24 protein-coding genes are annotated in these 23,298 nt (G+C 62.2%); 12 read left to right on the top strand and 12 right to left on the bottom strand.

Translation table 11 applies throughout. From position 1 onward, the window contains the following. Both cydB and IDM28_RS18850 read left to right on the top strand, forming a co-directional pair. Complete coding sequence (gene cydB, locus IDM28_RS18855) at positions 1 to 1,008, top strand: cytochrome d ubiquinol oxidase subunit II (RefSeq protein WP_150570688.1); 1,008 nt, start codon at positions 1 to 3, stop codon at positions 1,006 to 1,008. 12 nt (positions 1,009 to 1,020) lie between these two features. Then, complete coding sequence (locus IDM28_RS18850) at positions 1,021 to 1,164, top strand: DUF2474 domain-containing protein (protein ID WP_150570687.1); 144 nt, start codon at positions 1,021 to 1,023, stop codon at positions 1,162 to 1,164. A gap of 9 nt (positions 1,165 to 1,173) precedes the next feature. Here the strand turns inward: IDM28_RS18850 and IDM28_RS18845 are convergent, their stop codons facing one another. Beyond that, positions 1,174 to 2,298 carry a methyltransferase gene (locus tag IDM28_RS18845; RefSeq protein WP_188036649.1) on the bottom strand — a complete coding sequence of 375 codons (1,125 nt, stop codon included), beginning with the start codon at positions 2,296 to 2,298 and terminating at the stop codon, positions 1,174 to 1,176. Between the two features lie 320 nt (positions 2,299 to 2,618). On the opposite strand from IDM28_RS18845, the gene IDM28_RS18840 reads away from it, so the two are divergent. Continuing rightward, a complete protein-coding gene (locus tag IDM28_RS18840; protein WP_150573012.1) occupies positions 2,619 to 3,395 on the top strand; it encodes a ferredoxin--NADP reductase in 777 nt (258 codons plus the stop codon). 28 nt (positions 3,396 to 3,423) lie between these two features. On the opposite strand, the gene mscL is transcribed toward IDM28_RS18840, so the two are convergent. After that, on the bottom strand, positions 3,424 to 3,843 hold the full coding sequence (gene mscL / locus IDM28_RS18835) for a large-conductance mechanosensitive channel protein MscL (protein ID WP_101322091.1): 420 nt from the start codon (positions 3,841 to 3,843) through the stop codon (positions 3,424 to 3,426). A gap of 189 nt (positions 3,844 to 4,032) precedes the next feature. Between mscL and radA the strand changes: the two genes are divergently transcribed. Continuing rightward, entirely contained in the window at positions 4,033 to 5,400 is a 1,368-nt protein-coding gene (gene radA, locus IDM28_RS18830; RefSeq protein WP_101322090.1) for a DNA repair protein RadA, read from the top strand. Between the two features lie 75 nt (positions 5,401 to 5,475). Here the strand turns inward: radA and IDM28_RS18825 are convergent, their stop codons facing one another. Then, positions 5,476 to 6,993, bottom strand: coding sequence for a nucleobase:cation symporter-2 family protein (locus IDM28_RS18825; protein ID WP_188036648.1), 1,518 nt, complete (start codon positions 6,991 to 6,993; stop codon positions 5,476 to 5,478). Between the two features lie 264 nt (positions 6,994 to 7,257). Next, positions 7,258 to 7,620 (bottom strand): PilZ domain-containing protein, encoded by a 363-nt coding sequence (locus tag IDM28_RS18820; protein ID WP_150570684.1) that lies wholly within the window; start codon positions 7,618 to 7,620, stop codon positions 7,258 to 7,260. A 166-nt stretch (positions 7,621 to 7,786) separates the two neighbouring features. Between IDM28_RS18820 and IDM28_RS18815 the strand changes: the two genes are divergently transcribed. The 3 genes from IDM28_RS18815 (at position 7,787) to yjiA (ending at position 11,118) form a co-directional block, all read left to right on the top strand. After that, positions 7,787 to 9,853: a carbon starvation CstA family protein gene (locus IDM28_RS18815; protein ID WP_101322087.1), complete on the top strand. Its 2,067-nt coding sequence runs from the start codon at positions 7,787 to 7,789 to the stop codon at positions 9,851 to 9,853. Between the two features lie 17 nt (positions 9,854 to 9,870). Further along, a complete protein-coding gene (locus IDM28_RS18810; protein ID WP_101322086.1) occupies positions 9,871 to 10,068 on the top strand; it encodes a YbdD/YjiX family protein in 198 nt (65 codons plus the stop codon). A 78-nt stretch (positions 10,069 to 10,146) separates the two neighbouring features. Then, complete coding sequence (gene yjiA / locus IDM28_RS18805; protein WP_188036647.1) at positions 10,147 to 11,118, top strand: GTPase; 972 nt, start codon at positions 10,147 to 10,149, stop codon at positions 11,116 to 11,118. Between the two features lie 206 nt (positions 11,119 to 11,324). Here yjiA and IDM28_RS18800 read toward each other — a convergent pair whose 3' ends face one another. Then, positions 11,325 to 12,101 (bottom strand): IclR family transcriptional regulator, encoded by a 777-nt coding sequence (locus IDM28_RS18800; RefSeq protein ID WP_101322084.1) that lies wholly within the window; start codon positions 12,099 to 12,101, stop codon positions 11,325 to 11,327. 185 nt (positions 12,102 to 12,286) lie between these two features. Between IDM28_RS18800 and hmgA the strand changes: the two genes are divergently transcribed. The 3 genes from hmgA to maiA are packed head-to-tail and all read left to right on the top strand — an operon-like array spanning position 12,287 to position 15,522. Then, on the top strand, positions 12,287 to 13,582 hold the full coding sequence (hmgA, locus tag IDM28_RS18795) for a homogentisate 1,2-dioxygenase (protein ID WP_188036646.1): 1,296 nt from the start codon (positions 12,287 to 12,289) through the stop codon (positions 13,580 to 13,582). Positions 13,583 to 13,585: 3 nt separating this feature from the next. After that, positions 13,586 to 14,878, top strand: coding sequence for a fumarylacetoacetase (gene fahA / locus IDM28_RS18790; protein WP_150570682.1), 1,293 nt, complete (start codon positions 13,586 to 13,588; stop codon positions 14,876 to 14,878). An 11-nt stretch (positions 14,879 to 14,889) separates the two neighbouring features. Further along, positions 14,890 to 15,522, top strand: a complete 633-nt coding sequence (gene maiA / locus IDM28_RS18785; RefSeq protein ID WP_188036645.1) for a maleylacetoacetate isomerase — start codon at positions 14,890 to 14,892, stop codon at positions 15,520 to 15,522. Here the strand turns inward: maiA and IDM28_RS18780 are convergent. Then, positions 15,516 to 16,322: a SirB1 family protein gene (locus IDM28_RS18780; RefSeq protein WP_188036644.1), complete on the bottom strand. Its 807-nt coding sequence runs from the start codon at positions 16,320 to 16,322 to the stop codon at positions 15,516 to 15,518. The genes maiA and IDM28_RS18780 overlap by 7 nt on opposite strands. A 123-nt stretch (positions 16,323 to 16,445) precedes the next feature. On the opposite strand from IDM28_RS18780, the gene IDM28_RS18775 reads away from it, so the two are divergent. After that, the gene (locus tag IDM28_RS18775) at positions 16,446 to 17,465 is read left to right on the top strand and encodes a Glu/Leu/Phe/Val dehydrogenase family protein (protein ID WP_188036643.1); all 1,020 of its coding nucleotides are present in this window, start codon (positions 16,446 to 16,448) and stop codon (positions 17,463 to 17,465) included. A 6-nt stretch (positions 17,466 to 17,471) separates the two neighbouring features. Here IDM28_RS18775 and IDM28_RS18770 read toward each other — a convergent pair whose 3' ends face one another. Beyond that, positions 17,472 to 17,735 carry a YebG family protein gene (locus IDM28_RS18770; RefSeq protein WP_101322078.1) on the bottom strand — a complete coding sequence of 88 codons (264 nt, stop codon included), beginning with the start codon at positions 17,733 to 17,735 and terminating at the stop codon, positions 17,472 to 17,474. A gap of 242 nt (positions 17,736 to 17,977) precedes the next feature. Here IDM28_RS18770 and IDM28_RS18765 point away from each other — a divergent pair, with 242 nt between their 5' ends. Beyond that, on the top strand, positions 17,978 to 18,448 hold the full coding sequence (locus IDM28_RS18765; protein WP_101322077.1) for a phosphate-starvation-inducible protein PsiE: 471 nt from the start codon (positions 17,978 to 17,980) through the stop codon (positions 18,446 to 18,448). Positions 18,449 to 18,451: 3 nt separating this feature from the next. Here the strand turns inward: IDM28_RS18765 and IDM28_RS18760 are convergent, their stop codons facing one another. From IDM28_RS18760 to IDM28_RS18740, 5 genes are all read right to left on the bottom strand, one after another. Next, positions 18,452 to 18,748: a DUF3509 domain-containing protein gene (locus IDM28_RS18760; protein ID WP_101322076.1), complete on the bottom strand. Its 297-nt coding sequence runs from the start codon at positions 18,746 to 18,748 to the stop codon at positions 18,452 to 18,454. A 154-nt stretch (positions 18,749 to 18,902) separates the two neighbouring features. Then, on the bottom strand, positions 18,903 to 19,253 hold the full coding sequence (locus IDM28_RS18755; RefSeq protein ID WP_101322075.1) for an HPF/RaiA family ribosome-associated protein: 351 nt from the start codon (positions 19,251 to 19,253) through the stop codon (positions 18,903 to 18,905). A gap of 210 nt (positions 19,254 to 19,463) precedes the next feature. After that, positions 19,464 to 21,776 carry a TonB-dependent Fe(3+) dicitrate receptor FecA gene (gene fecA, locus IDM28_RS18750; protein ID WP_188036642.1) on the bottom strand — a complete coding sequence of 771 codons (2,313 nt, stop codon included), beginning with the start codon at positions 21,774 to 21,776 and terminating at the stop codon, positions 19,464 to 19,466. Between the two features lie 84 nt (positions 21,777 to 21,860). Next, positions 21,861 to 22,790 (bottom strand): FecR domain-containing protein, encoded by a 930-nt coding sequence (locus IDM28_RS18745; RefSeq protein WP_188036641.1) that lies wholly within the window; start codon positions 22,788 to 22,790, stop codon positions 21,861 to 21,863. Further along, a complete protein-coding gene (locus IDM28_RS18740) occupies positions 22,787 to 23,281 on the bottom strand; it encodes a sigma-70 family RNA polymerase sigma factor (protein ID WP_150573023.1) in 495 nt (164 codons plus the stop codon). The genes IDM28_RS18745 and IDM28_RS18740 overlap by 4 nt, the downstream gene beginning before the upstream one ends. Between the last annotated feature and the right edge of the window lie 17 nt (positions 23,282 to 23,298).

Genomic DNA, 23,298 nt, shown 5'->3' with positions numbered 1-23,298 from the left:
ATGGGTATCGATCTTCCGCTGATCTGGGCTGTGATCATCATCTTTGGCGTGATGATGTATGTGGTGATGGACGGGTTCGACCTGGGCATCGGCATTCTCTTCCCGTTCGTCAAGGCCGAGCATGACCGCGACGTGATGATGAACACCGTCGCGCCGGTCTGGGACGGCAACGAAACCTGGCTGGTGCTGGGCGGAGCGGGCTTGTTCGGGGCGTTTCCGATGGCCTACGCGGTGGTGCTGGAGGCACTGTATCTGCCGCTGATCCTGATGCTGATCGGGTTGATCTTCCGCGGTGTGGCCTTCGAATTCCGCTTCAAGGCCACTGCTGCCAAGCGCCACGTGTGGGACAAGGCGTTCATCGGCGGCTCGCTGCTGGCGACGTTCTTTCAGGGTGTGGCATTGGGCGCGTTCATCGAGGGCTTCAAGGTGGTCGACCGCCACTATGCCGGCGGCGCCTGGGACTGGGTCACGCCGTTCAGCCTGTTCTCCGGGCTGGGCCTGATCGTCGCCTACGCCTTGCTGGGTTGCACCTGGCTGATCATGAAAACCGAAGGCCCGCTGCAACAGCAGATGCATGTGCTTGGCCGGCCCCTGGCTCTGGTACTGCTGGCGGTCATCGGCATCGTCAGCCTGTGGACGCCGATCGCTTACCCGCAGATTGCCGAGCGCTGGTTCAGCATGCCTAACCTGCTGTGGTTCATGCCGGTGCCGATTCTGGTCATGGTGACGTTCTATGGCTTGTTCAAGGCGATTGCCCGCTCAGCGCACTACACGCCGTTTCTGCTGACCCTGGTGTTGATCTTCCTGGGCTACAGCGGCCTGGGGATCAGCGTCTGGCCAAACATCATCCCGCCGTCGATCTCGATCTGGGAGGCCGCCGCACCGCCGCAGAGCCAGGGCTTCATGCTGGTGGGGACGCTGTTCATCCTGCCGTTGATCCTCGGTTACACGTTCTGGAGCTATTACGTGTTCCGCGGCAAAGTCACCCATGACCAGGGCTATCACTAGGAGGTGCGCGGCATGACCGGTGTCGAACAGAAGAAGCCACTGTGGCAGCGGCTAGGTTGGCTGGTGATGATCTGGGCGGCGAGTGTCGCCGCCCTGGGTGTGCTGGCTTGGCTGATGCGCATGTTCATGAGCGCAGCCGGGCTGAGCACGCATTGACCGGGCGAATTACTTGCGCGCTTTGAGGATGACGAACTTGGGGGTCGCGGCAACTTGCTCGACCCCACGGAACAACCGCGCCAGCTTGCTGTGATAGCCCAGGTGGCGGTTGCCGACGATGTACAGTGCGCCGCCCACCACCAGCGCATCGCGGGCCTGCTGGAACATGCGCCAGGCGAGGAAGTCACCGACCACCTGTTGTTGGTGGAACGGTGGGTTGCACAGCACCACATCCAGTGATTGCTTCTCGAACCCGGCCAGGCCGTCTGCCGCGAGCACCTCAACCGGCCGCTCGGGCAATGCCGCCTGCCAGTTTTCCAGTGCCGACTGCACGGCCATGTACGACTCATCGACCAGACTGAACTGCGCCTGTGGGTTGAGCAGCGCACAGGCGATCGCCAGCACGCCGTTACCGCAACCCAGGTCGGCGACCCGGGCCTGACCAAGATCGCGCGGCAGGTGCGGGAGAAACGCACGGGTGCCGATATCCAGTCCTTCGCGGCAGAACACATTGGCGTGGTTGACCAGCTCCAGGGGCGGTTGATCCAAGGTGTAACGGCTAGGGTAGGGCGATTGAGCCGGAGCCCGTTTGCTGAAGCTGGCCGTCAGCAGGCGCGCTTTTTTCTGCGCCAGCGAGGCCTGCACCGGGCCGATGTACTTTTCCAGCAAGTCGCCAGCGGCACGCGGCAAGTGCTTGATCATGGCCGTGGCGATCACCTCGGCGCCCGGTGCCAGGTGGCCTCGCAGGCGGATCAACTGCTCTTCAAGCAAGGCCAGGGTTTTCGGCACCCGCACCAGCACCCGATCGAACGTCCCCTGCCAGACCTGGTTGGACGGCACGAACGGCACGCTGTCGAACGCCTTGGCGTTGCGCACGAGGTTCTTTTCCAGAGCCATGCGGGCCAGGTGCGAATCGCCGCTGCTGGTCACTTGCAGGCTGTCGCACAGGCTGGCCGCCAATGCGCCAAAGCTGTCATTGAGTACCAGCACACGGCAGTCGGCGGGCAAACCTTGGCTGGCGAGGTGCTCGAGCAGGTACTGGTCGGCAGCGTCGAACGCTTGCAGCGGGTCGTCGGCCTGTTCCGGTTGGCGGATCAGATCGAGTTCGGCGAAGGGGCTGGTCAGCAGGGGCATGGCGTGGGGCTCAGCTATGAATCTGCTCGGCGCAGACCACGACGAGCTTGAGGGGCGAGATTCTACAGGGCTTTATCCACGGGGGGGAGGTTGCGCTCAGAACAGCCCACGGCTGGCTGCGATGGCGATGGCGCCGGCTTTGTTGGAGGCGTTGCTCAACCTGCCTGACTCAGTGTAGGAAAAGAGTCGTCCTCTTGTTTGTTTTCTTTCTCATTAACGCTGTTCCCGCCATTCATTTCGCGCCTTGCCCCTGCAAACCGTCGGTGTTCATTCAGTCAGCTTTAGGCGAAACTGGGCGCATCTGATTTATGGAGCCCGTCATGACCGCCAGCGCCGACAAGTTCACCCGCCAGACTCTGCTCGACGTTCGGCCGTTGACGCCTAACCTGTTTTCCCTGCGCGTGACGCGCGATCCAGGCTTTCGTTTTCGCGCAGGGCAGTTCGCTCGGTTGGGCGTGAGCAAAGCCGATGGCAGCGTGGTCTGGCGGGCGTACTCGATGGTCAGTGCGCCGCATGACGAGTATCTGGATTTCTTCTCGATCGTTGTGCCTGGCGGCGAATTCACCAGCGAGCTCAGCCGCCTGGCGCAGGGCGACAGCTTGCTTATCGATCGCCAGGCGTTCGGCTATCTGACCCTTGATCGACTGCCAGCTGGCCGCGATCTGTGGCTGCTGGCAACCGGCACCGGCATTGCACCGTTCATGTCGATCCTGCAGGACTTCGAAGTCTGGGAACGCTTCGACAACATCAAACTGGTGTATTCGGTACGCGAGGCCGCGGAATTGGCCTACGTCGATGAAATTGCCGGGCTGGAGCAGCGCGACTATCTGGCCGAATATGCCGGCAAGTTGCAGTTCATTCCAGTCGTCACGCGCGAAGCGTATCCGGGTGCACTGAATGCCCGGATTACCCAGTTGATTGAAAGCGGCGAGCTGGAGCGGGCGGCGGGGCTTGAATTATCCCCCGAGCATTCGCGGATCATGCTCTGCGGCAACCCGCAGATGATCGACGACACGCGTCAGGTACTGAAGACGCGCGATCTGCAACTCAACCTGAGCAAGCGTCCAGGCCAGGTTGCGGTGGAAAACTACTGGTAAAGGGGCGCACCGCGCCCCTTTGTTTCAATCAGGGCAGACGGTTCTGATTCTGCGTCTTGAGCAGATCGCGAATCTCGGTCAGCAGGGTTTCCTGAGGGGTTGGCACCGGTGGCGTGGTAGGCGCCACGGCTTCTTCGCGCTTGAGGCGGTTGATCGCCTTGACGCCCATGAAGATGGCGAATGCGACGATGACGAAGTCGATCACGGTCTGAATGAACTTGCCATACGCCAGCACGACAGCCGGGATATCCCCTTGCGCGGCTTTCAGGGTGATTGCCAGGTCACTGAAGTCGACGCCACCGATCAGCAGGCCCAGTGGCGGCATCACCACGTCGCCAACGAACGACGAAACGATTTTGCCGAAGGCGGCGCCGATGATGATACCGACCGCCATATCGACCACATTGCCTTTGACGGCAAATGCCTTGAATTCACTGATCATGCCCATGGTTTATTCCTTGTAACAAATGGATAAGTAAAACGCAGTGTAAGCCACTAAAACGCTTCATGCGTGACGCTGCAGTGACTGAGGTTAGTAAGTGACTGCGGTTAGATCGAATAGTTTTGTCGCATCCTGCAGCGTTCGAGACACGTCTGGCTCGGCTATCATGACCACTTTTTTCCGGGAGACTGCCTTATGGCCAAAGCCAAGCGCTTGTATGGCTGCACCGAGTGCGGCGCGACCTTTCCCAAATGGGCGGGCCAGTGCGGCGAGTGCGGCGCCTGGAACACCTTGGTCGAGAGCATGATCGAGAGCGGTGGCGCCGCGGCGCCCAGCGGGCGTGCCGGCTGGACTGGCCAGCAGGCCCAGCTCAAGACCCTGGCCGAAGTCAGCGTCGAAGAAATCCCCCGTTTCAGCACCAGCAGCGGCGAACTCGACCGGGTGCTCGGTGGCGGTCTGGTCGATGGTTCGGTGGTGCTGATCGGTGGTGACCCGGGTATCGGCAAATCGACCATCCTGTTGCAGACCCTGTGCCACATGGCCGCCGCCATGCCGGCACTGTATGTCACCGGCGAAGAGTCGCAGCAGCAGGTAGCGATGCGCTCACGGCGTCTGGGCCTGCCGCAGGACAAGCTCAAGGTCATGACCGAAACCTGCATCGAGACCATCATCGCCACCGCTCGCGTCGAGCAGCCGCGGGTCATGGTCATCGACTCGATCCAGACCATCTTCACCGAACAGCTGCAATCCGCACCAGGCGGGGTCGCCCAGGTCCGTGAGAGCACGGCATTGCTGGTGCGTTACGCCAAGCAGAGCGGCACGGCGATCTTCCTCGTTGGTCACGTGACCAAGGAAGGCTCGCTGGCCGGGCCGCGGGTGCTCGAGCACATGGTCGATACCGTGTTGTATTTCGAGGGCGAGTCCGATGGTCGTCTGCGCTTGTTGCGTGCGGTGAAAAACCGCTTTGGCGCGGTCAACGAACTGGGCGTGTTCGGCATGACCGATCGCGGCTTGAAAGAGGTCTCCAACCCGTCGGCGATTTTCCTCAATCGCACTCAGGAAGAAGTCCCCGGCAGTGTGGTCATGGCGACCTGGGAAGGCACCCGACCGATGCTGGTCGAGGTGCAGGCGCTGGTCGACGACAGCCATCTGGCCAACCCGCGCCGGGTCACCCTGGGCCTGGACCAGAACCGCCTGGCCATGCTCCTGGCCGTCTTGCACCGGCACGGCGGCATCCCGACCCACGATCAGGACGTGTTCCTCAACGTAGTCGGCGGGGTCAAGGTACTGGAAACGGCCTCTGACCTGGCGTTGTTGGCCGCAGTAATGTCGAGCTTGCGCAATCGGCCCCTGGCCCATGACCTGCTGGTGTTCGGTGAAATCGGCCTGTCTGGCGAAGTACGGCCGGTGCCCAGCGGCCAGGAGCGTTTGAAGGAAGCCGCCAAGCATGGCTTCAAGCGTGCCATCGTGCCCAAGGGCAATGCGCCCAAGGAGTCTCCGCCGGGGCTGCAGGTGATTGCCGTGACCCGGCTTGAACAGGCCCTCGACGCGCTGTTCGAGTAACCAGGTAAAACCGCGACATAAAAAAGGGGAGCCGACGATGCGCGTCGGCTCCCCTTGTTACAGCTCGGCCAGGCGTCAGTGCTCGGCCACCGCGTTGCGCCGTCGCGCCGCGCCGTCCTGCTCTGCGCCCTCTTGCAGTGGCACCTCGTTGCCTTCGGCGTCGAACAGTTTGCCGTCCTTGAAGTAGTCGCCATCACGCAGGGCGGAGATGTCCGAGTACTGGATGGTGCGCTCGTAGGCTGCGGCGAACACCGACTGGTTCTCCGAGTTACCGGTGGTGAAGTGGTTGAACATCAGGTTGAGCAGAATCGCCATGATCGCCGCCGAGCTGATGCCGGAGTGGAAGATGGTCTCGAACCAGTTCGGGAAGTGGTGGTAGAAGTTCGGTGCGGCAATCGGGATCATGCCAAAGCCCAGCGAGGCGGCGACGATGATCAGGTTGACGTTGTTCTTGTAGCTGACCTTGGACAAGGTGCGAATCCCGCTCGCAGCCACGGTGCCGAACAGCACGATGCCAGCACCGCCAAGTACTGGCGTCGGCACTGCGGCGATCACTCGGCCCATCACCGGCAGCAGGCCCAGCACGACCAGGATCAGGCCGCCGGTAGCCACCACATAGCGGCTCTTGACTCCGGTCACAGCCACCAGGCCGACGTTCTGGGCGAAGGCACTCTGGGTGAAGGAGCCAAAGATCGGTGCCAGGATGCTGGAGGCCATGTCGGCGCGCAGACCGTCGCCCAGGCGCTTGGAGTCAACCTTGGTATCGATGATCTCACCGACCGCAAGGATGTCTGCCGAGGTTTCGACCAAGGTCACCATGATCACGATGCACATCGACAGGATCGCGGCGATATGGAAGGTCGGCATGCCGAAGTGGAACGGCGAGGGCATGTCGAACATCGGGCCTTCGGCGACCTTGCTGAAATCGGCCATGCCCAGCGACCAGGCAATCAACGTACCGACCACCATCGCCAGCAGGATCGACAGTCGCGAGATGGTCGCGCTGCCGAGTTTGCTCAGCACCAGCACGATGGCGAAGGTCAGCGCGGCCAGGCCGATGTTGGCCATGCTGCCGAACTCTGGCGAGGCACTGTTGCCGCCCATGACCCAGCGCGCCGCAACCGGCATCAGGGTCAGGCCGATGGTGGTGATGACGATGCCGGTCACCAGCGGTGGGAAGTACTTGGTGATCCGCGAGAACACCGGCGTGATCAAAAAGCCGAGCACCGAGGCCGCCATCACTGCGCCGAGCACCCCCGGCAGGCCACCGCCACCTTCACTGCTGAGGATCGCGCCCATGGTCGCCACACCGGCGAAGGACACACCTTGAACCAGCGGCAGCTGGCAGCCGAAAAACGGTAAACCAAGTGTTTGCAGCAAGGTCGCCAGGCCACCGGCAAACAGTGAGGCGGCGATCAACAGACCGATCTCGGCGGGGTTCAGGCCCGCTGCCTGGCCCAGGATCAGCGGGACCGCAACGATCCCGCCATACATGGTCAGCACATGCTGCAGACCGTAGGCCAGGTTGGCGCCAAGGCCGAGGTTTTCGTCCTCGGGACGTTGGGTCGCAGATGTTCCAGGGGGCGTCGTCATGGAGCAGGCTCTCTGTTTATTGTTGTGGGGCTACTGTAGACACTTCCTACAAAGGATGGCCACAAAAATTGTATACAATATTTTGATCGGAGCGCGCACAAGAGTGCCCGTAAACAGCGTCTTAGCTGAATGCAGAAAGCGTTCCAACAGAGCGCAAGCGTGATTATAAAGTTGTGTACAAGTCCCCAGACCGCTTGCAAGAAGCTGTCTGGGTAGACAGGAAACACATTGAGGAGGGGCAGGTTAGCTAGCTAACAGATAGTATTATTCGATGAGTTCGCGCAGTTCGCGCATCATTTCGGTGCGATCAGCCAGGTTCAATTCCACAAGACGGTGCAGATGGCTCATCGAGTCGAGGTCGATGTGGAGGCAGACGAAGCCCAGCTTGCCGGTTTCTTCATGACGCAGCTCGACCTGCATTTCCAGTTGCACCTCAGGGCTGAGGTGTACCGTCGCTTCAAAATCCTGCGTGGCATCTGGCTCCCAGCGCTCGGGGCGGCTGACCAGAATGCCCTTCAGGGAGATATCCAGCAGCTTTACCTGCCATTTTCGCGAGCCTTGGCGCAGTTCTGCGGTGGCATCGAAAGCAATTCGCTGGAAACGCCGACGTTCGTCGTGATCGCTCATGGTCAAAGCCCTCTGCAAGACATCCTGACTATAGTTGAAGGTATGGGCGTATGTGCTTGCGCAATCGGGCGGCAAAGGCTCTAGAACAAAGCAAATGTGGCAATGCGCCTTGACTGGCCCTAGACTCGCTTGGCGGTCTTTCCAATCCACCAGCTGGAAGTAAACCATGAACAACAATAATAGCCTGCTACGCCACATTCCGTGGCTGGTGTTGGCAGTACTGGGAGCCTGTGCGCTGGGTGTAGTTGCCCTGCGTCGCGGCGAGGCAGTCAACGCCTTGTGGATTGTGGTTGCGGCAGTGGCCTTGTATCTGGTCGCCTATCGCTACTACAGCCTGTTCATCGCCACCAAGGTGATGCAGCTCGACTCACGTCGGGCAACCCCTGCGGTACTCAACAACGATGGTCTGGACTATGTGCCGACCAACAAGCACATCCTCTTCGGTCACCACTTCGCCGCCATCGCTGGCGCGGGGCCGCTGGTCGGTCCGGTACTCGCCGCGCAGATGGGTTACTTGCCCGGTACGCTGTGGCTGATTGCCGGTGTGGTCCTGGCAGGTGCCGTTCAGGACTTCATGGTCCTGTTCATGTCCACCCGCCGCAATGGCCGCTCGCTGGGTGACATGGTCCGTGAAGAAATGGGCCGGATCCCGGGCACCATCGCCCTGTTCGGCTGCTTCCTGATCATGATCATCATCCTCGCGGTGCTGGCGCTGATCGTGGTCAAGGCCCTGGCTGAAAGCCCGTGGGGCATGTTCACGGTGATGGCGACCATCCCGATCGCGATGTTCATGGGCATCTATATGCGCTACATCCGCCCGGGGCGGATTGGTGAGATCTCGATCATCGGCGTGGTCCTGCTGCTGCTGTCGATCTGGATCGGTGGCCTGGTGGCTGCCGACCCGGTCTGGGGCCCGGCGTTCACCTTCACCGGTGTGCAGATCACCTGGATGCTGGTGGGCTATGGCTTCGTTGCCGCTGTACTGCCGGTATGGCTGGTACTGGCGCCGCGTGACTATCTGTCGACCTTCCTCAAGATCGGTACCATCGTCGCGCTGGCGCTGGGCATCCTGATCCTCGCGCCTGAACTGAAGATGCCTGCGCTGACCCAGTTCACTGACGGCACTGGCCCGGTCTGGAAGGGCACGCTGTTCCCGTTCCTGTTCATCACCATCGCCTGCGGTGCGGTATCCGGTTTCCATGCGTTGATCTCCTCGGGCACCACGCCCAAGCTGCTCGACAACGAAACCAACGCCCGTTACATCGGTTACGGCGGCATGCTGATGGAGTCGTTCGTGGCTATCATGGCCATGGTTGCTGCTTCGGTAATCGAGCCAGGCGTGTACTTCGCCATGAACAGCCCGGCAGCAGTGGTCGGCTCCGACGTGGTAAGCGTCGCGCAGACGGTCAGCAGCTGGGGCTTCCTGATCACCCCTGAGCAACTTGAAGCGGTTGCCCGCGACATTGGCGAGCACACCATTCTGGCCCGTGCCGGTGGTGCGCCAACGCTGGCAGTCGGTATCGCGCAGATCCTGCACCAGGTATTGCCGGGTGAAAACACCATGGCCTTCTGGTACCACTTTGCGATTCTGTTCGAGGCGCTGTTCATCCTCACCGCAGTGGACGCCGGTACCCGTGCCGGGCGCTTCATGCTGCAGGACCTGCTCGGCAGCTTCGTGCCTGCACTCAAACGCACCGAATCGTGGGGCGCCAACCTGCTTGCCACTGCTGGCTGTGTGGCGATGTGGGGCTACCTGCTGTATCAAGGCGTGATCGATCCGCTGGGTGGCATCAACACCTTGTGGCCGCTGTTCGGTATCTCCAACCAGATGCTGGCCGGTATCGCGCTGATGCTCGGCACCGTGGTGCTGATCAAGATGAAGCGCCAGCGCTACATGTGGGTCACCCTGGTACCGGCGGTATGGCTGCTGATCTGCACCACTACTGCAGGCTTCATCAAGCTGTTCGATCCGAACCCGGCTGTTGGCTTCCTGGCCCTGGCGAACAAGTACAGCGTCGCGCTGGACGCCGGTCAGGTATTGGCCCCGGCCAAGGACGTTGGTCAGATGCAGCACGTGATCTTCAACGCCTATACCAACGCTGGCTTGACCATCCTGTTCCTGGTGGTGGTGTTCAGCATCCTGTTCTTCGCCCTCAGAGTCGGTTACTCGGCACTGGGTCGCAAAGAGCGCAGCGATAAAGAAACCCCGTTCCAGGCGCTGCCTGACGCGTAAACGAGAGGACTGCAGCCATGTTCAACGACCTGGGTCGCCTGGGTAAGTACCTGGGGCAAGCTGCCCGGCTGATGGTCGGCATGCCCGACTACGACAATTATGTCGAGCACATGCAGGGCAAGCACCCGGACAAGCCGATGATGAGCTACGAGGAGTTCTTCCGCGAGCGACAGGAAGCCCGTTACGGCGGCAAGTCCGGGCCCAAGTGCTGTTGAACCAGCGGCAAGTGTGATCGAGTGGGAGCCCGGGCAACCGGGCTCCCACTTTCATTTATGGCCAAAGGAGATGTCTGCGTGCAAACGCCTATTCCTGTAACGGTCCTCACCGGTTTTCTCGGTGCGGGCAAGACCACCCTGCTCAAGCACATGCTCAAGGCCGAGCATGGCCTGAAGATCGCCGTGATCGAAAACGAATTCAGCGAAGCCGGCATCGACAGCCAATTGCTCGGAGACGAGCCGGTGCAGGTCATGACCCTGGCCAACGGTTGTGTGTGCTGCACTATCCACACTGACCTGACCAAAGCCCTGTACCTGCTGCTGGAGCGGCTGGATGCCGGCGACATCGCGTTTGACCGGCTGGTGATCGAATGCACCGGTCTGGCTGATCCGGCGCCAGTCGCGCAGACCTTCTTCATCGAAGAAGAGCTGCGCGATCGCTACATCCTCGACGGCATCATCACCCTGGTCGACGCCGCCCACGCCGATGTCCACCTGACCCAGGCCATTGCCCAGGCTCAGGTCGGCTTTGCCGACCGCTTGCTGTTGAGCAAGACCGATCTGGTCACGGCTGAGGCTGTCGAGGCCTTGCAGGAGCGCCTGGCGCGGATCAACGGCCGCGCGGCGATTCGCATCGTCGAGCAGGGCCGCATCGACCTGGCTGAGTTGCTTGATGTGCGCGGCTTCAATCTCAATCCTGACCTGGGCGCGAGTATCACCCGCAGCCTGCGCCCGGTGCTCAAGCCGGCGACCCCGGATCGCATCTCGACGCTGGTTTTGCGTACTAGCACTGCGCTGGATATTGATCGACTCAGCGAGTTCATGAACGAGCTGCTGGAAAACCACGGCAAGCAGTTGCTGCGCTACAAAGGCGTGCTCAATATCGCTGGGGATGAGCGCCGTTTGGTGTTTCAGGGCGTGTTGAAGCTGTACGGCTTCGACTGGGACTGCGAATGGAAGGCCGACGAGGCGCGTGAAAGTGTGATGGTGTTTATCGGCGATGAACTGCCCGAAGACGAGATCCGTGCAGGCTTTGCCGCGCTGACCTGAGCAAAAAAAAAGGCCACTGCACGTGCAGTGGCCAATCTGGACGTTAGATCAAGGAGCTTCAAAATCAACGTCGTCGAGCGTGGCCTGCACTCAGGGCGGGGGAGTGCGCTGCGTGCTGGCCAGTGAAGTCAGCATAAGCCGCTGTTGCGGCGAGAAAAATAGCCTCAGGCGACATTCACCTTTACGCGCCGAGTAAGAGTCACTGTTCAGGCCGCGTAGCCCATCCGCCAGCTGATGTCGCGGGTGGCCGCCAGCAACTGCTGCGCCGCCGGGCCATGCTCATCGGCATGGAAAATCGAGGTCGGCCCAACCACGGTCATCACCGCTACGATGTGCCCCATGGCATTGAAGATCGGCGCCGAAAGTGCGTCGACGCCAGGCATCAACAGCCCATGCACATGGTGCAGCCCCTGCTCGCGAATCCCTGCCAAAAGTGGCTGATAGGCGTCGAATGTCTGCGTCATGGCGGCCAACTCACGTTCACGCAGGTCAACCGTTTCGCGCTCGGGCAAATGCGCAGCGAACACCAGCCCGGTCGATGAGCTGAGCAGCGGCAGCACCGAGCCGATCTGCGTCACCACGGTAACGGCGCGTACCGCCGGCTCGATACTGACCACGGTCGCGCCCTGATTACCCCACACAGCAATGAAGCAGCTCTCGTTGAGCGCGTCGCGCAATGCCGACAGCGGCAGCGCCGCCACCTTGAGCACATCGATGCTGCCCAGCGCGGCCATGCCCACTCGCAACGCTTCGCGGCCCAGGCCGTAGTGGTTGGTGGCGCGATCCTGCTCGGCGAAACCGCTGGCAATCAGCGCCTGCAAATAGCGATGCACCTTGCTCGCCGGCATGCCGACGTGCTCGGCCAGGCGCGACAGCGAGGTCGACGGCGAAAGCTCGGCAAGGGCCTTGAGGATATCGGTGCCGACTTCCGCCGAGCGGACCTTTTGCTTGCCGGTGTCGGCAGGGGTGCTGGCTTTGGACATGGAGAAAGGAATCCACATTGACAGATGGCGACTTTATAACTTGACGACGGGCGGCGAGCAAATTACGTTATTCGTAATCTGATTACGACAATAACAATGCAGACGCGCTGCCAGCCACCGTGATACGGCCCGGTTCAGCCCAGCAGCCCCTGCCAGCATGGCTCTCAGTGAGCCTGGAGGCACAGATGACCCGCGACCCCGCCCTCGACTACCTCAGCGGCTTTGGCAACGAGTTTGCCAGTGAAGCGCTGCCTGGCGCCCTGCCGGTCGGGCAGAACTCACCCCAGCGCGCGCCTTACGGCCTGTACGCCGAATTGCTCTCGGGCACCGCGTTCACCATGGCCCGCAGCGAACTGCGGCGCACCTGGCTGTATCGCATTCGCCCGTCGGCGCTGCACCCGCGCTTCGAACGTCTTGCGCGCCAACCGCTGGCGGCGCCACTGGGCGCGGTGACGCCCAACCGCCTGCGCTGGAACCCGCAGCCGCTACCGACCGAAGCCACTGATTTCATCGAAGGTTGGCGGCCGATGGTTGCCACCGCCGCGGCGGACAAGCCATCCGGCGTCAGCATCTATATCTACAGTGCCAACCGCTCGATGCAGCGGGTGTTCTTCAATGCCGATGGCGAGCTGCTGCTGGTGCCTGAGCAAGGCCGCCTGCGTATCGCCACCGAGCTGGGCGTACTCGATGTCGAACCGCTGGAAATCGCCGTGATTCCGCGCGGCATGAAGTTTCGCGTCGAGCTGCTCGACGGTCAGGCGCGTGGTTATCTGGCCGAAAACCACGGCGCGCCACTGCGCCTGCCCGATCTTGGCCCGATCGGCAGCAACGGCCTGGCCAACCCGCGAGATTTCCTCACCCCCGTGGCGCATTACGAAGACAGCAGCGGCCCGGTCCAGTTGGTGCAGAAGTTTCTCGGCGAACACTGGGCCTGCGAACTGCAGCATTCGCCGTTGGATGTGGTCGCCTGGCACGGCAGCAACGTCCCGTACAAATACGACCTGCGTCGCTTCAATACCCTCGGTACGGTCAGCTTCGACCACCCGGACCCATCGATCTTCACCGTGCTGACTTCACCGAGCAGCGTCCACGGCCTGGCCAACATGGACTTCGTGATCTTCCCGCCACGCTGGATGGTCGCCGAGAATACCTTCCGCCCGCCGTGGTTCCACCGCAACCTGATGAACGAATTCATGGGCCTGATCCAGGGCGCCTACGACGCCAAGGCCGACGGCTTCCTGCCCGGTGGCGCGTCGTTGCATGGGGTGATGAGCGCCCATGGCCCGGATGCCGAGACTTGCCACAAGGCCATCAATGGCGAGCTGGCACCGCACAAGATCGACAACACCATGGCCTTCATGTTCGAGACCAGCCAGGTCCTGCGCCCGAGCCAGAGTGCGCTTGAATGCCCGCAATTGCAGGCCGACTATGACAGCTGCTGGGCCACCTTGCCGAGCACCTTCAACCCGAATCGGAGATAACCCATGAACCACACCGCGACTGCCCGTAGCTGGGTCGAACAGGCCAACGGTCACAGCGACTTCCCGCTGCAGAACCTGCCATTGGGGATTTTCAGCCGGCCGGGTGAAGCGCAGCGCTGTGGCGTGGCCATCGGCGATTCGATTCTCGACCTGCAGGCCGTGCTTGCCGCCGGCCTGTTCGAGGGTGACGCCAAAACTGCGGTCGAGGCCACCGCCGACGCCACGCTGAATGCCTATTTCGCCCTTGGCCGTTCGGCCCGGGTTGCGTTGCGCCAGCGTTTGTTGGAACTGCTGGGCGAGCACAGCGAACATCAGGCTGCACTGCAAGCGGCGCTGTACCTCGCCAGCGACTGCCAAATGCACCTGCCGGCCAAGGTGGGCGACTACACCGACTTCTATGTCGGCATCGAGCACGCGAAGAACGTCGGCAAGCTGTTCCGCCCGGACAACCCGCTGCTGCCCAACTACAAGTACGTGCCAATCGGCTACCACGGCCGCGCCTCGACCCTGCGCCCGTCGGGCACCGATGTGCGTCGGCCAAAGGGCCAGACCCTGCCTGCGGGTCAGACCGAGCCAAGCTTTGGCCCATGCGCCCGGCTCGACTTCGAGCTGGAACTGGGCATCTGGATTGGCCAGGGCAATGACATTGGGCAAGCGATCCCGATTGGCGATGCGGCCGAGCATGTCGCTGGTTATTGCCTGCTCAACGATTGGTCGGCGCGCGATATTCAGGCGTGGGAATACCAGCCGTTGGGGCCGTTCCTGTCGAAGAGCTTCATCACCACGCTGTCGCCGTGGGTAGTCACTGCCGAGGCACTGGAACCTTTCCGTTGCGCTCAGCCGGCGCGTCCCGAGGGTGATCCGCAGCCACTGTCGTATCTGCTCGATGCACGCGATCAGGCCAACGGTGCGCTCGACATCGAACTGGAAGTGCTGCTGATCACCGAAGGCCTGCGCGAACAGGGCTTGCCGCCTCATCGCCTGAGCCTGAGCAACACCCTGAGCATGTACTGGACCGTGGCCCAGATGGTTGCCCACCACAGCGTCAATGGCTGCCAGTTGCAAGCAGGCGACCTGTTCGGCTCGGGGACATTGTCCGGCGCGCAGCCAGGGGCATTTGGCAGCCTGCTGGAGATGACGGATGGCGGCAAGCAGGTGATCGAACTGGCCAGCGGCGAGGTGCGCAAGTTCCTTGAAGACGGTGACGAGATCATCCTGCGTGCTCGCTGCAAGCGCGACGGCGCGGTCAGCATCGGCTTCGGCGAGTGCCGCGGCAAAGTCATCGCGGCCAACTGAGAGGGCAGGCCATGCGGCTGTTCGGCTATTACCGTTCGACCTCGTCCTATCGGGTACGGATTGCCCTTGCGTTAAAGGGCCTCGCGTTCGACAACGTGCCGGTCAACCTGCTCAAGGGCGAGCAGCGTGGCGATGCCTACCTTGCGCTCAATCCGCAGGGCAGGGTGCCCGCGCTGGGCTGTGACAGCGGTAGTGTGTTGGTGCAATCGGCGGCGATCATCGAGTACCTGGAGGAGGTTTATCCACAGCCGCCGCTATTGCCTGCCGAGGCTGAGACACGGGCGAAGGTACGGGGCGTCGCGGCGATCATCGGCTGCGATGTGCACCCGCTGCACAACGTCAGCGTACTCAATCAGTTGCGTCAGCTGGGGCTGGACGAGGCGCAGGTCAATCTATGGATTGCCCAATGGATTGGCCAGGGTCTGGCAGCGGTGGAGCAGTTGATCGATGATCAGGGCTTCTGCTTTGGTCTTGCGCCGGGTTTGGCTGATGCCTACCTGCTGCCACAGCTGTATGCGGCCGAGCGGTTCAGTGTCGATCTGAGCCGCTGCCCGCGGATCAACCGGGTGGCAGCGCTGGCGGCGCAGCATCCGGCGTTTATCCAGGCGCATCCATCACGTCAGCCTGATACCCCGCTTCAGTGAATCGATGGGCTGCTGGCGGGCAGGTGGCCAAGACGTTCGCTCAGCTTCAAGCGCTGCGCCGGGTCTTCGCTGAGCAGCAATGCCCGCTCCAGGTCAAAGCGCTCGGCCTGCGGGCAGTCCAGGCGCTGGTACAGCGTGGCTCGCGCCAGATAGTCGCTGACCAGCACCGGCCCCAGCTGCATGACCCGTTCGGCGTCGATCAATGCGGCCAGGTCATTGTCGTTGCTGATATGCAGCTGGCGCAGGTTGCGTGACAGCCGCTGCAGCATCTGCAACGGGCTGGCCACCTGCATATGTTCAGCCGTCAACACTACCTGTGGGCCGAACTGACGGGCCAGTAGCTGGCGGCACTCAGCCGGGTACAGACGACGACCGCCGCACGGGTCGAGCAGGTGATCCGCGCCAGGCACGCGCAGCAGAAAATGGCCTGGGAAGTTGACCCCTTCCAGCGGGATCGACAAACGCCGGGCCAATTCCAGGGCGAGGATTGCCAACGCCAGCGGCTGGCCACGGCGGCGCTGCAAGACTTTGTCCATCAGTGCTGCGTGGGCACGCAGGGGCAGCATTTCGTCTTGCTGGAAGCCCAGCGTGTTGAGCTGGCGCAACAGCGGCTGGGCGAGCTCACTGAGCGGCAACATCGGCAGGCTGGCATTGATTTGCTGGTGCAGCTCGCGCACCTGGGCGAGGGCGTGGGCGGGCACGACACTGGGATCGTGCTCGGCGGCGATCCACAAGGTTGCTTCCAGCAGGTCGACGGGCGCGCGTTCCAGGCACGCCAGGCAGGCTTTACGTGGGTTCATCAGACTCTCCCCCGACATGCTTGAGTATTAGCTCTGACAGCGTGGTTCGTCCAGTGGTCCGACCAGCCTGCGCTGTGCATCGCGCTGCCTATACTGTCAGGAGCACCTCGCTGGAGGCGGTCGATGTTCGCGCTCATGCAAAGCACCCGCACGCAGTCACTGCACCTGTTCGTCGATCCACCCAGCGGCCTCAGAGCCGTGGTGGCGATCCACAACGAGCAGTTGGGCCCTGCCATGGGCGGCTGTCGCTACCTGGCCTATGCCGACGACGAAAGCGCCGTCACCGACGCCATTCGCCTGGCTCAGGGCATGAGCTACAAGGCTGCACTGGCAGGCCTGGCACAGGGCGGTGGCAATGCCGTGATCATGCGCGGCGCCCATGTGGAAAACCGCGCAGCACTGTTCGAGGCGTTTGGCCGCGCGCTCGACAGCTTGAATGGGCGCTTCATCACTGCCGTCGACAGTGGCACCTCAACCCTGGACATGGACTGCATTGCCCAGAGCACTGCCCACGTTACCAGTACCACCGCTTCGGGAGACCCCTCGGCACATGCAGCCATCGGGGTGTTCGCTGGCATCCGGGCCACAGCAATGGCACGGCTGGGCACCGATAATCTGGAAGGCTTGCGGATTGCTGTACAGGGCTTGGGCAACGTTGGCTTCGCGTTGGCCGAGCAACTGCACGCGGCGGGCGCGGAACTGTTGGTCAGCGATCTTGACGCGGGCAAGGTACGTTTGGCGGTGGAGCAATTCAATGCCCAACCAGTGACCAATGATGCGCTGGTCAGCACCCCGTGCGACATCTTCGCACCTTGTGGCGTGGGTCAGGTACTCAGTGGCCAAAGTGTCACGCAATTACGCTGCGCTGCCGTGGCGGGGTCTGCCAACAACCAGCTGACGACCCTGCAGGTGGCTGATCATCTGGAAAAGCGCGGGATCCTCTATGCGCCGGATTACGTCATCAATGCCGGTGGCTTGATCTACGTGGCACTGGCCCACCGTGGCGAGAGCCTCGGCACCATTACCGCGCATCTGGCCCGAATTCCGTCACGCCTGACCGAAGTGTTCGCCCATGCCCAGGCGGAAAAACGCTCGCCAGCGCGGGTGGCGCAGATGCTGGCGGAGCGTTTGCTGTATGGCTGACGGCAGTTATTCTGCCGCGTTGCCCTCAAGCAATTCGGCCAAGGCATCGGGCTGGCTCTTGAACGCTCGGGCGAACACATCGCGATTCTTCGCCATGTAAATGCCGGCTTCCTCGACTTGTTGTTCGGTCAGCGACGGCACCGCTTTTTGCAGTACATCAGCCAGGCGCTCGGCCAGCTCGAGCATCTTGTCGTGACGATCCGCTTCGGCTTTATCCATGAACAACTGCTCCGGGTCGCGACTGCTGCGGTATACCACTTCGACGGCCATTCATCACCTCTGTGCCTTTATAGCGGGTTATGCAAATAATTTACTGTATGGGTGTACAGTACTCGCATAGGCCACCCCAGCGCAACCCGATAGTGGCCATTTATCTGCACGAAAGCGTAGCTCATAGGTGCCTTGCGGCAATCGGTCGCCTTCCAACCCTCGTGTCTGGCCTTTTAACTGCATGGCACAAGCGTCACACAGGTGGCGCACCATCCTTCAGTCGTATCGGGGAATCGAGCATCGTGAACATCAAATGGGCAGAAAAAATGCGCAAGGGCCTGCACGGCTCTGCCGACTCGCTGGGCAACCTGTGCGTCGAGGGGTTTCACTACCTGGCGTTGTTCGGTATCGGCGGGATTACCGCGTGGGCGGCGGTCGAGGCGTTTCTGGACATGCTCAGCAAGGGCGGGGTCAGTGTCGATGACATTCTGCTGCTGTTCATCTACCTGGAGCTGGGGGCGATGGTCGGGATCTATTTCAAGACCAACCACATGCCGATCCGCTTCCTGCTGTACGTGGCAATCACGGCCCTGACGCGCTTGCTGATCGGCGATGTGTCCCATCACAAGGCGCCGGACGTCGGCCTGCTGTACTTGTGCGGCGGCATCTTGCTGTTGGCCTTCGCGATTCTGGTGGTGCGCTATGCATCGTACCGATATCCCTCAAGCCGGGCGCTGGACGCTCACGGCAAGGAAGTCGACGAAGGCCGCTAGCGCTCAGTTGGCGAGCTGGCTGGCGGCATGACGTTGCTGGCCAGGGTCGCGGGTGAGGGCGGCGAGTACCTGTAGCGGGTTTTCGCCTTGTTCGATGGCCAGGCCCAGACGGATGCTGTCGATGACCCGCTGCAAGCGTACCGGATCGTTGCGTTGGGCCTGGCTGATCAAACGCTTGGCGACGGCGCCGCTGTCGTCGGACAGGGTCAGCATGATGCTGCCGTCGAGGCGGGTGATGCTCAGGTTGACCCGATAACGCGGGGCGAAGGCATTGCTGATCTGATCGAATGGATTGTGCATGGTCGCGGATCTGCAGGTTAACTGGATGGAAAAGTTGACCGGGTATCCGCGCAGATGGTTCACAGCCGCTGATCGGCCTGGCTTTGTGGTGAGTTGGTTGAATCAGAAAGGGCCGCGGAGCGGCCCTTGTGCAACTAACCGAACAGCGCTGTCATCACTCCTCGATTTCTTCGTTCACTTCCAGCACTACACGTTTGCTGCGCAGTTTGCCGAACAGGTGATCCAGCGCGTGGTCGAGCTTGGTCGTGGCACCCTCGACAGCCTGCTCCAGCGAAGTGGCCGTGTGGCTTACGGAAATCGGTTGATGGCCTTTGGGGCGAGCCTCCATCTGGCAACGTTTGTCATGCGGTCCGGGCTTGGCGCCGTTGTCGTCGCGCAGGTGCACCTCGATGCGGGTGAGATCGTCCTCGTAACGTTCAAGACTGCTCTCAAGAGTACTACGTACCCACTCTTCAAGCCGGATGCTGCCGTCGATCTGGTTGCTGCTGTTGACTTGGATTTGCATGACTTCAATCCTTATTCAGCTTGCTCGCAAGAGTCGCCCAGGCCATTGAGGCCTGTGGAAATTTATCGCCTCTTGACTGTAAGGTCAGGCATCCGAGCGGCGATTTCAAGCCCTTTTAAAATATAAATTTTTTGAATTAAATCAGCGCTGGATGGACGCAGCCGAGCGCAGCATGATTCGGCTTGGGGCGCCGATGCGCCCCTCACCCCGTCAGAATTCGACCGAGGTCTGAACGTACAACGTGCGTGGCTCACCGACATATTTGCCGCGATTGTTATCGTCGAACGAGCGCGTGTAGTACTCGCGGTTGAACAGGTTCTTCACCCCAACGGCGAGCTTTAGGTTAGATAGCTGCGGGCCAAAGTCGTAGCCCGCGCGGGTGCTTACCAGCATGTAGCCGGGGATGCGCCCATTGGCGCCATTGGCGCTTTCCTCGCGAGTGTTGGCGTTGTCGGCGAACTGGCTGCTCTGGAAGCTGCTGTCCAGGTTCAGCTGCCACGGCCCATCGGTATAACCCAGGCCGAGGGTGCCCTTGTGTCGAGACGAGAACGGCACCTGATTACCCTTGTTGGCGCCGTCTTCACGGATGGTCGCATCGACGAACGCGTAGCCAAGGTGCACATCGAAGCCGCTTAATACCGGGCTCAAACCATCGAGCGCGTAACGCAGGTTGGTCTCGATGCCCTGGTGGCGCGTTTCGCCGCGTGCGATGACCGCGTCGTTGCTCTGGTTGCTTTCATATTGGTTGTCGAAATTGATCAAGAATGCGCCGATCTCCGCCTGCAGGTCGCCATTGTCGTAGCGCGTGCCGACCTCCCAGGTGCGGGCTTTTTCCGGTTTTACTTCGCCGCTGCTGACGCGATTGGGCATCTGGCTGTACTGCACGCTGCCGAACGAGCCTTCAGTGTTGGCGTACAGATTCCAGCGGTCGGTCAGGTGGTAAAGCACGTTCAGGGCGGGCAGGGCGGTGTTGTAACTGCCCTGGTAACGCTGGCCGCTGATCTTGTTGCTCTGCTCGGAGTCGATCATCTCGTAGCGCACGCCCGGGGTGATGGTCCAGCGGCCGATATCGATACGGTCGTCCAGGTAAATCGCATGCGCTTCGGTGCTGCCGCGGGTGTCGCGACCGAGAAAGCTGCTGCTGGTCGGCATGTCGCCATTGACCGGTGCCTGGTAGCGCAACTCGTGGCCGGCTTCGTTGATGTAACGGTAGCCGACGCCGATTTCATGCCAGCTGTCACCCAGGGCCAGGCCTTGCGAGAAGCGCGTTTCGATGCCGCGTACCCAGTATTCGCGTGGCGACAGCGAGACGAAGTTGCCCTGGTCCAGATAGCCGCTGCGCAGGGTCTTGGTGAAGAAGCTGTTGATGCTGACCTGGCGATCATCCTGCTTGTAGTCGTAACCGACGTTGACCAGCGTGCGCCGGCCCCAGAACTTGTCCTTGAGTCGGGTCGACTGATATGGATCGGCGTCGTAGGCTGCCTGGCTCAAGCCGCCGGGCATCTCGGCTTCGCCTTCATAGTATTGCGCCATGGCGTGCAGGCTGTTGGCCTCATCGAGCTGCAGCTTGCCCTTGAGCATCAAATCGTCGATCTGCGTATCACTGTGCTCACGCCAGTCGCCGCCGCGGCTGCCGGAATACAGCAGGGCGCCGCCCAGGCCATTGGCGTTGGTGCCGCCGACCAGCAGGTTGGCGCTGTTCTTGATGCCATCGTGGCTGGACGACGGCGTCACTTGGTTCTGCATGGCCGCCTTGAACGTGGCCTGTTCGGGGATCGCCCGGGTCACGAAGTTGACGATGCCGCCGACGTTCTGCGGCCCATAGCGCACCGCACCGCCGCCGCGCACCACGTCTACCGCGTCCATGTTGCCCAGGCTCAGCGGGGCCAGCGACAACTGCGGCTGGCCATACGGCGCGAACGGCACCGGGATGCCGTCCATCAGCACCGTCGAGCGCGAGGCCAGGCGCGGGTTGAGGCCGCGGATGCCGAAGTTCAGCGCCAGGTCGTGGCCGCCGGTGCCGCTGGTGTCCGGCGCATTCACCCCTGGGATGCGGTTGAGCACTTCACGCGGGCTGCTGGCGCCGCTGCGTTCGAACTGCTCGCGGCGGATCACGTCACGTGCGCCGGGGTGGTCGAAGACATTGTCGGCTTGCGCTTCGGCCAGCCAGTCACCGACCACGGTGGACGCGCCCAGCTCGATCGGCGCGCTGGCCGCAGGTGCCGCGACAGGCTGCAGGCTGAAGGCATTGGCACCTTCTTGGCGAGCTTGCAGGCCGCTGCCGCGCAGCAGTGCCTCCAGGCCCTGATCGAGCGCGTACTCGCCTTGCAAGCCCGGGCTCTGCAAGCCTTGGGTGAGTTGCGAACCGTACGAAATCAGCGCACCGCTCTCGCGGCCAAACTGGTTCAAGGCCTGCTCCAGCGAGCCGGCGGCGATGTGGTACTCGGCGGCCAGCACGGCAGGCGCGGCGAGGCTGAAGGTGGAGGCAAGCAACAGGGCGAGGGAGCTGGGACGCAACAGCATGAGCGGGTCCTTGAGAGGGGGTCTGCCTTGTCTGTCACGCGAGCTTGCAGAAATGGCTCAGGTTATTTGAAAAATACTTGCTGGCTAGCCAACGCGGCGCTCGACCGTGACCCAATAGCGGGTGAAACGGCGCACGCTGACCGGCAGTGCCACTTCGAGCATCTGCAGGATCCGCTCGCTGTCATCCAGCGGATAAGAGCCGGAAATACGCAGGTTGGCGACTTGCTCGCTGCAGCTCAAGCGGCCGTAGCGGTAGCGACCGAGGTCGTCGAGAAAGTCCGCCAGGCGCATTTGCGCGGCCACCAGCATGCCGTCGACCCAGGCACCGCGATCCGCCTGCAACGGCGCAATACCCTGCCAGCCAGCGTTGGCAAAAGCTGCCTGCTGGCCCGCCAGCAATGACTGCCCGTCGAGACTGGCGCGGCCGCTGTACACCGCCAGTTGGCTGAAGCCGCTGAACTGACGCAGGTTGAAGCGCCCCGGTTCCAGCCGCAGTACGCCTTCGGCGCTGCGCAGCAGCATTGGCCGGCTATCGTTGACCACCTCAACTTGCAGCTCGCCCTCGACCAACCGCAGCAGCCGCTGCTGGCTGTCGAAGCGCACATCGGCGGCGCTGCCGGTGTTGAGTTGCAGCTGGCTGCCGTCATCGAGGGTTAGCCGCCGGCGCTGGCCGACCGGGCTGCGGTAGTCGGCCAGCAGCCCCGGCATGGGGCTATGTTGCTGCACAGCGAGCCCGCTTGCGCTGGCCACACCAAGCAGCAACAAAGCCTTGATCGCACGCCGCCGGGCAGGCGATGGCGGCGCCTGCAAGGTCGCATGCACAATGGGCGAGGCGACTCCACGCAAGCGCTGGTTGACCTGTTGGATATGCGCCCAGGCGCGCTGGTGCTCGCCGTCAGCCTCCAGCCAGCGCTGCAGCGCATGCTGCTGGCGCGCGTCGAAATCATCGCCCTGGGATTCGATCAGCCAGTGCACCGCCTGCTCGGCGACCTCGGCGCCAAAGCTGCTGTTCACAGGGCGAAGTAGCAGCGCAGGGCTGCCTTGCTCAGATAACGCTTCACCGTGGCCAGCGAGATACCCAGTTCACGGGCGATTTCGCTTTGCCCGAGGCCATCGACCTGGGCCAGCAGGAAGGCGCGCTTGACCAGCGGCGGTAAGCCGTCGAGCAGGCGGTCCAGCTCCAGCAGGGTCTCGAAGATGATCGCCTTCTGCTCTTCGCACGGGGCGAACTGCTCAGGCACCTGCGCCAAAGCTTCGCGGTAGGCGCGTTCGAGCTCTTGGCGGCGGAAGTGATTGCACAGTACCCGCTTGGCCACAGTGGCGAGGAACGCCCGCGGCTCGAGCAGTTGCGGCGTCTCGCGGGCCTGGAGCAGGCGCAGGTAGGTGTCCTGGGCCAGATCGGCAGCGCTGTGCGGGCAGCCCAAACGACGCCGCAACCAGCCGGTGAGCCAGCTGTGATGCTCGTGATAGAGGCCTTCGACGGTTGCAGAAAGGGCGCTGGACACCGTAACGACTCCGGCGC

This window comes from Pseudomonas sp. EZ-C24, from assembly GCF_014525325.1.
Taxonomy (GTDB): Bacteria; Pseudomonadota; Gammaproteobacteria; order Pseudomonadales; family Pseudomonadaceae; genus Aquipseudomonas; species Aquipseudomonas shirazensis.
Note: the sequence above shows the minus strand (reverse complement) of the source record. Positions and strands in the feature narration are given on the sequence as shown.

What these genes read in the sequence shown, in the direction of transcription:
- fecA (WP_188036642.1), bottom strand. Translation starts at nt 21,776, where the DNA reads ATGCTGTTGCGTCCCAGCTCCCTCGCCCTGTTGCTTGCCTCCACCTTC.
- cydB (WP_150570688.1), top strand. Translation starts at nt 1, where the DNA reads ATGGGTATCGATCTTCCGCTGATCTGGGCTGTGATCATCATCTTTGGC.
- IDM28_RS18840 (WP_150573012.1), top strand. Translation starts at nt 2,619, where the DNA reads ATGACCGCCAGCGCCGACAAGTTCACCCGCCAGACTCTGCTCGACGTT.
- IDM28_RS18820 (WP_150570684.1), bottom strand. Translation starts at nt 7,620, where the DNA reads ATGAGCGATCACGACGAACGTCGGCGTTTCCAGCGAATTGCTTTCGAT.
- IDM28_RS18850 (WP_150570687.1), top strand. Translation starts at nt 1,021, where the DNA reads ATGACCGGTGTCGAACAGAAGAAGCCACTGTGGCAGCGGCTAGGTTGG.
- IDM28_RS18825 (WP_188036648.1), bottom strand. Translation starts at nt 6,993, where the DNA reads ATGACGACGCCCCCTGGAACATCTGCGACCCAACGTCCCGAGGACGAA.
- IDM28_RS18770 (WP_101322078.1), bottom strand. Translation starts at nt 17,735, where the DNA reads ATGGCCGTCGAAGTGGTATACCGCAGCAGTCGCGACCCGGAGCAGTTG.
- mscL (WP_101322091.1), bottom strand. Translation starts at nt 3,843, where the DNA reads ATGGGCATGATCAGTGAATTCAAGGCATTTGCCGTCAAAGGCAATGTG.
- fahA (WP_150570682.1), top strand. Translation starts at nt 13,586, where the DNA reads ATGAACCACACCGCGACTGCCCGTAGCTGGGTCGAACAGGCCAACGGT.
- IDM28_RS18755 (WP_101322075.1), bottom strand. Translation starts at nt 19,253, where the DNA reads ATGCAAATCCAAGTCAACAGCAGCAACCAGATCGACGGCAGCATCCGG.
- maiA (WP_188036645.1), top strand. Translation starts at nt 14,890, where the DNA reads ATGCGGCTGTTCGGCTATTACCGTTCGACCTCGTCCTATCGGGTACGG.
- IDM28_RS18780 (WP_188036644.1), bottom strand. Translation starts at nt 16,322, where the DNA reads ATGAACCCACGTAAAGCCTGCCTGGCGTGCCTGGAACGCGCGCCCGTC.
- IDM28_RS18815 (WP_101322087.1), top strand. Translation starts at nt 7,787, where the DNA reads ATGAACAACAATAATAGCCTGCTACGCCACATTCCGTGGCTGGTGTTG.
- hmgA (WP_188036646.1), top strand. Translation starts at nt 12,287, where the DNA reads ATGACCCGCGACCCCGCCCTCGACTACCTCAGCGGCTTTGGCAACGAG.
- IDM28_RS18845 (WP_188036649.1), bottom strand. Translation starts at nt 2,298, where the DNA reads ATGCCCCTGCTGACCAGCCCCTTCGCCGAACTCGATCTGATCCGCCAA.
- IDM28_RS18810 (WP_101322086.1), top strand. Translation starts at nt 9,871, where the DNA reads ATGTTCAACGACCTGGGTCGCCTGGGTAAGTACCTGGGGCAAGCTGCC.
- IDM28_RS18800 (WP_101322084.1), bottom strand. Translation starts at nt 12,101, where the DNA reads ATGTCCAAAGCCAGCACCCCTGCCGACACCGGCAAGCAAAAGGTCCGC.
- IDM28_RS18775 (WP_188036643.1), top strand. Translation starts at nt 16,446, where the DNA reads ATGTTCGCGCTCATGCAAAGCACCCGCACGCAGTCACTGCACCTGTTC.
- IDM28_RS18760 (WP_101322076.1), bottom strand. Translation starts at nt 18,748, where the DNA reads ATGCACAATCCATTCGATCAGATCAGCAATGCCTTCGCCCCGCGTTAT.
- radA (WP_101322090.1), top strand. Translation starts at nt 4,033, where the DNA reads ATGGCCAAAGCCAAGCGCTTGTATGGCTGCACCGAGTGCGGCGCGACC.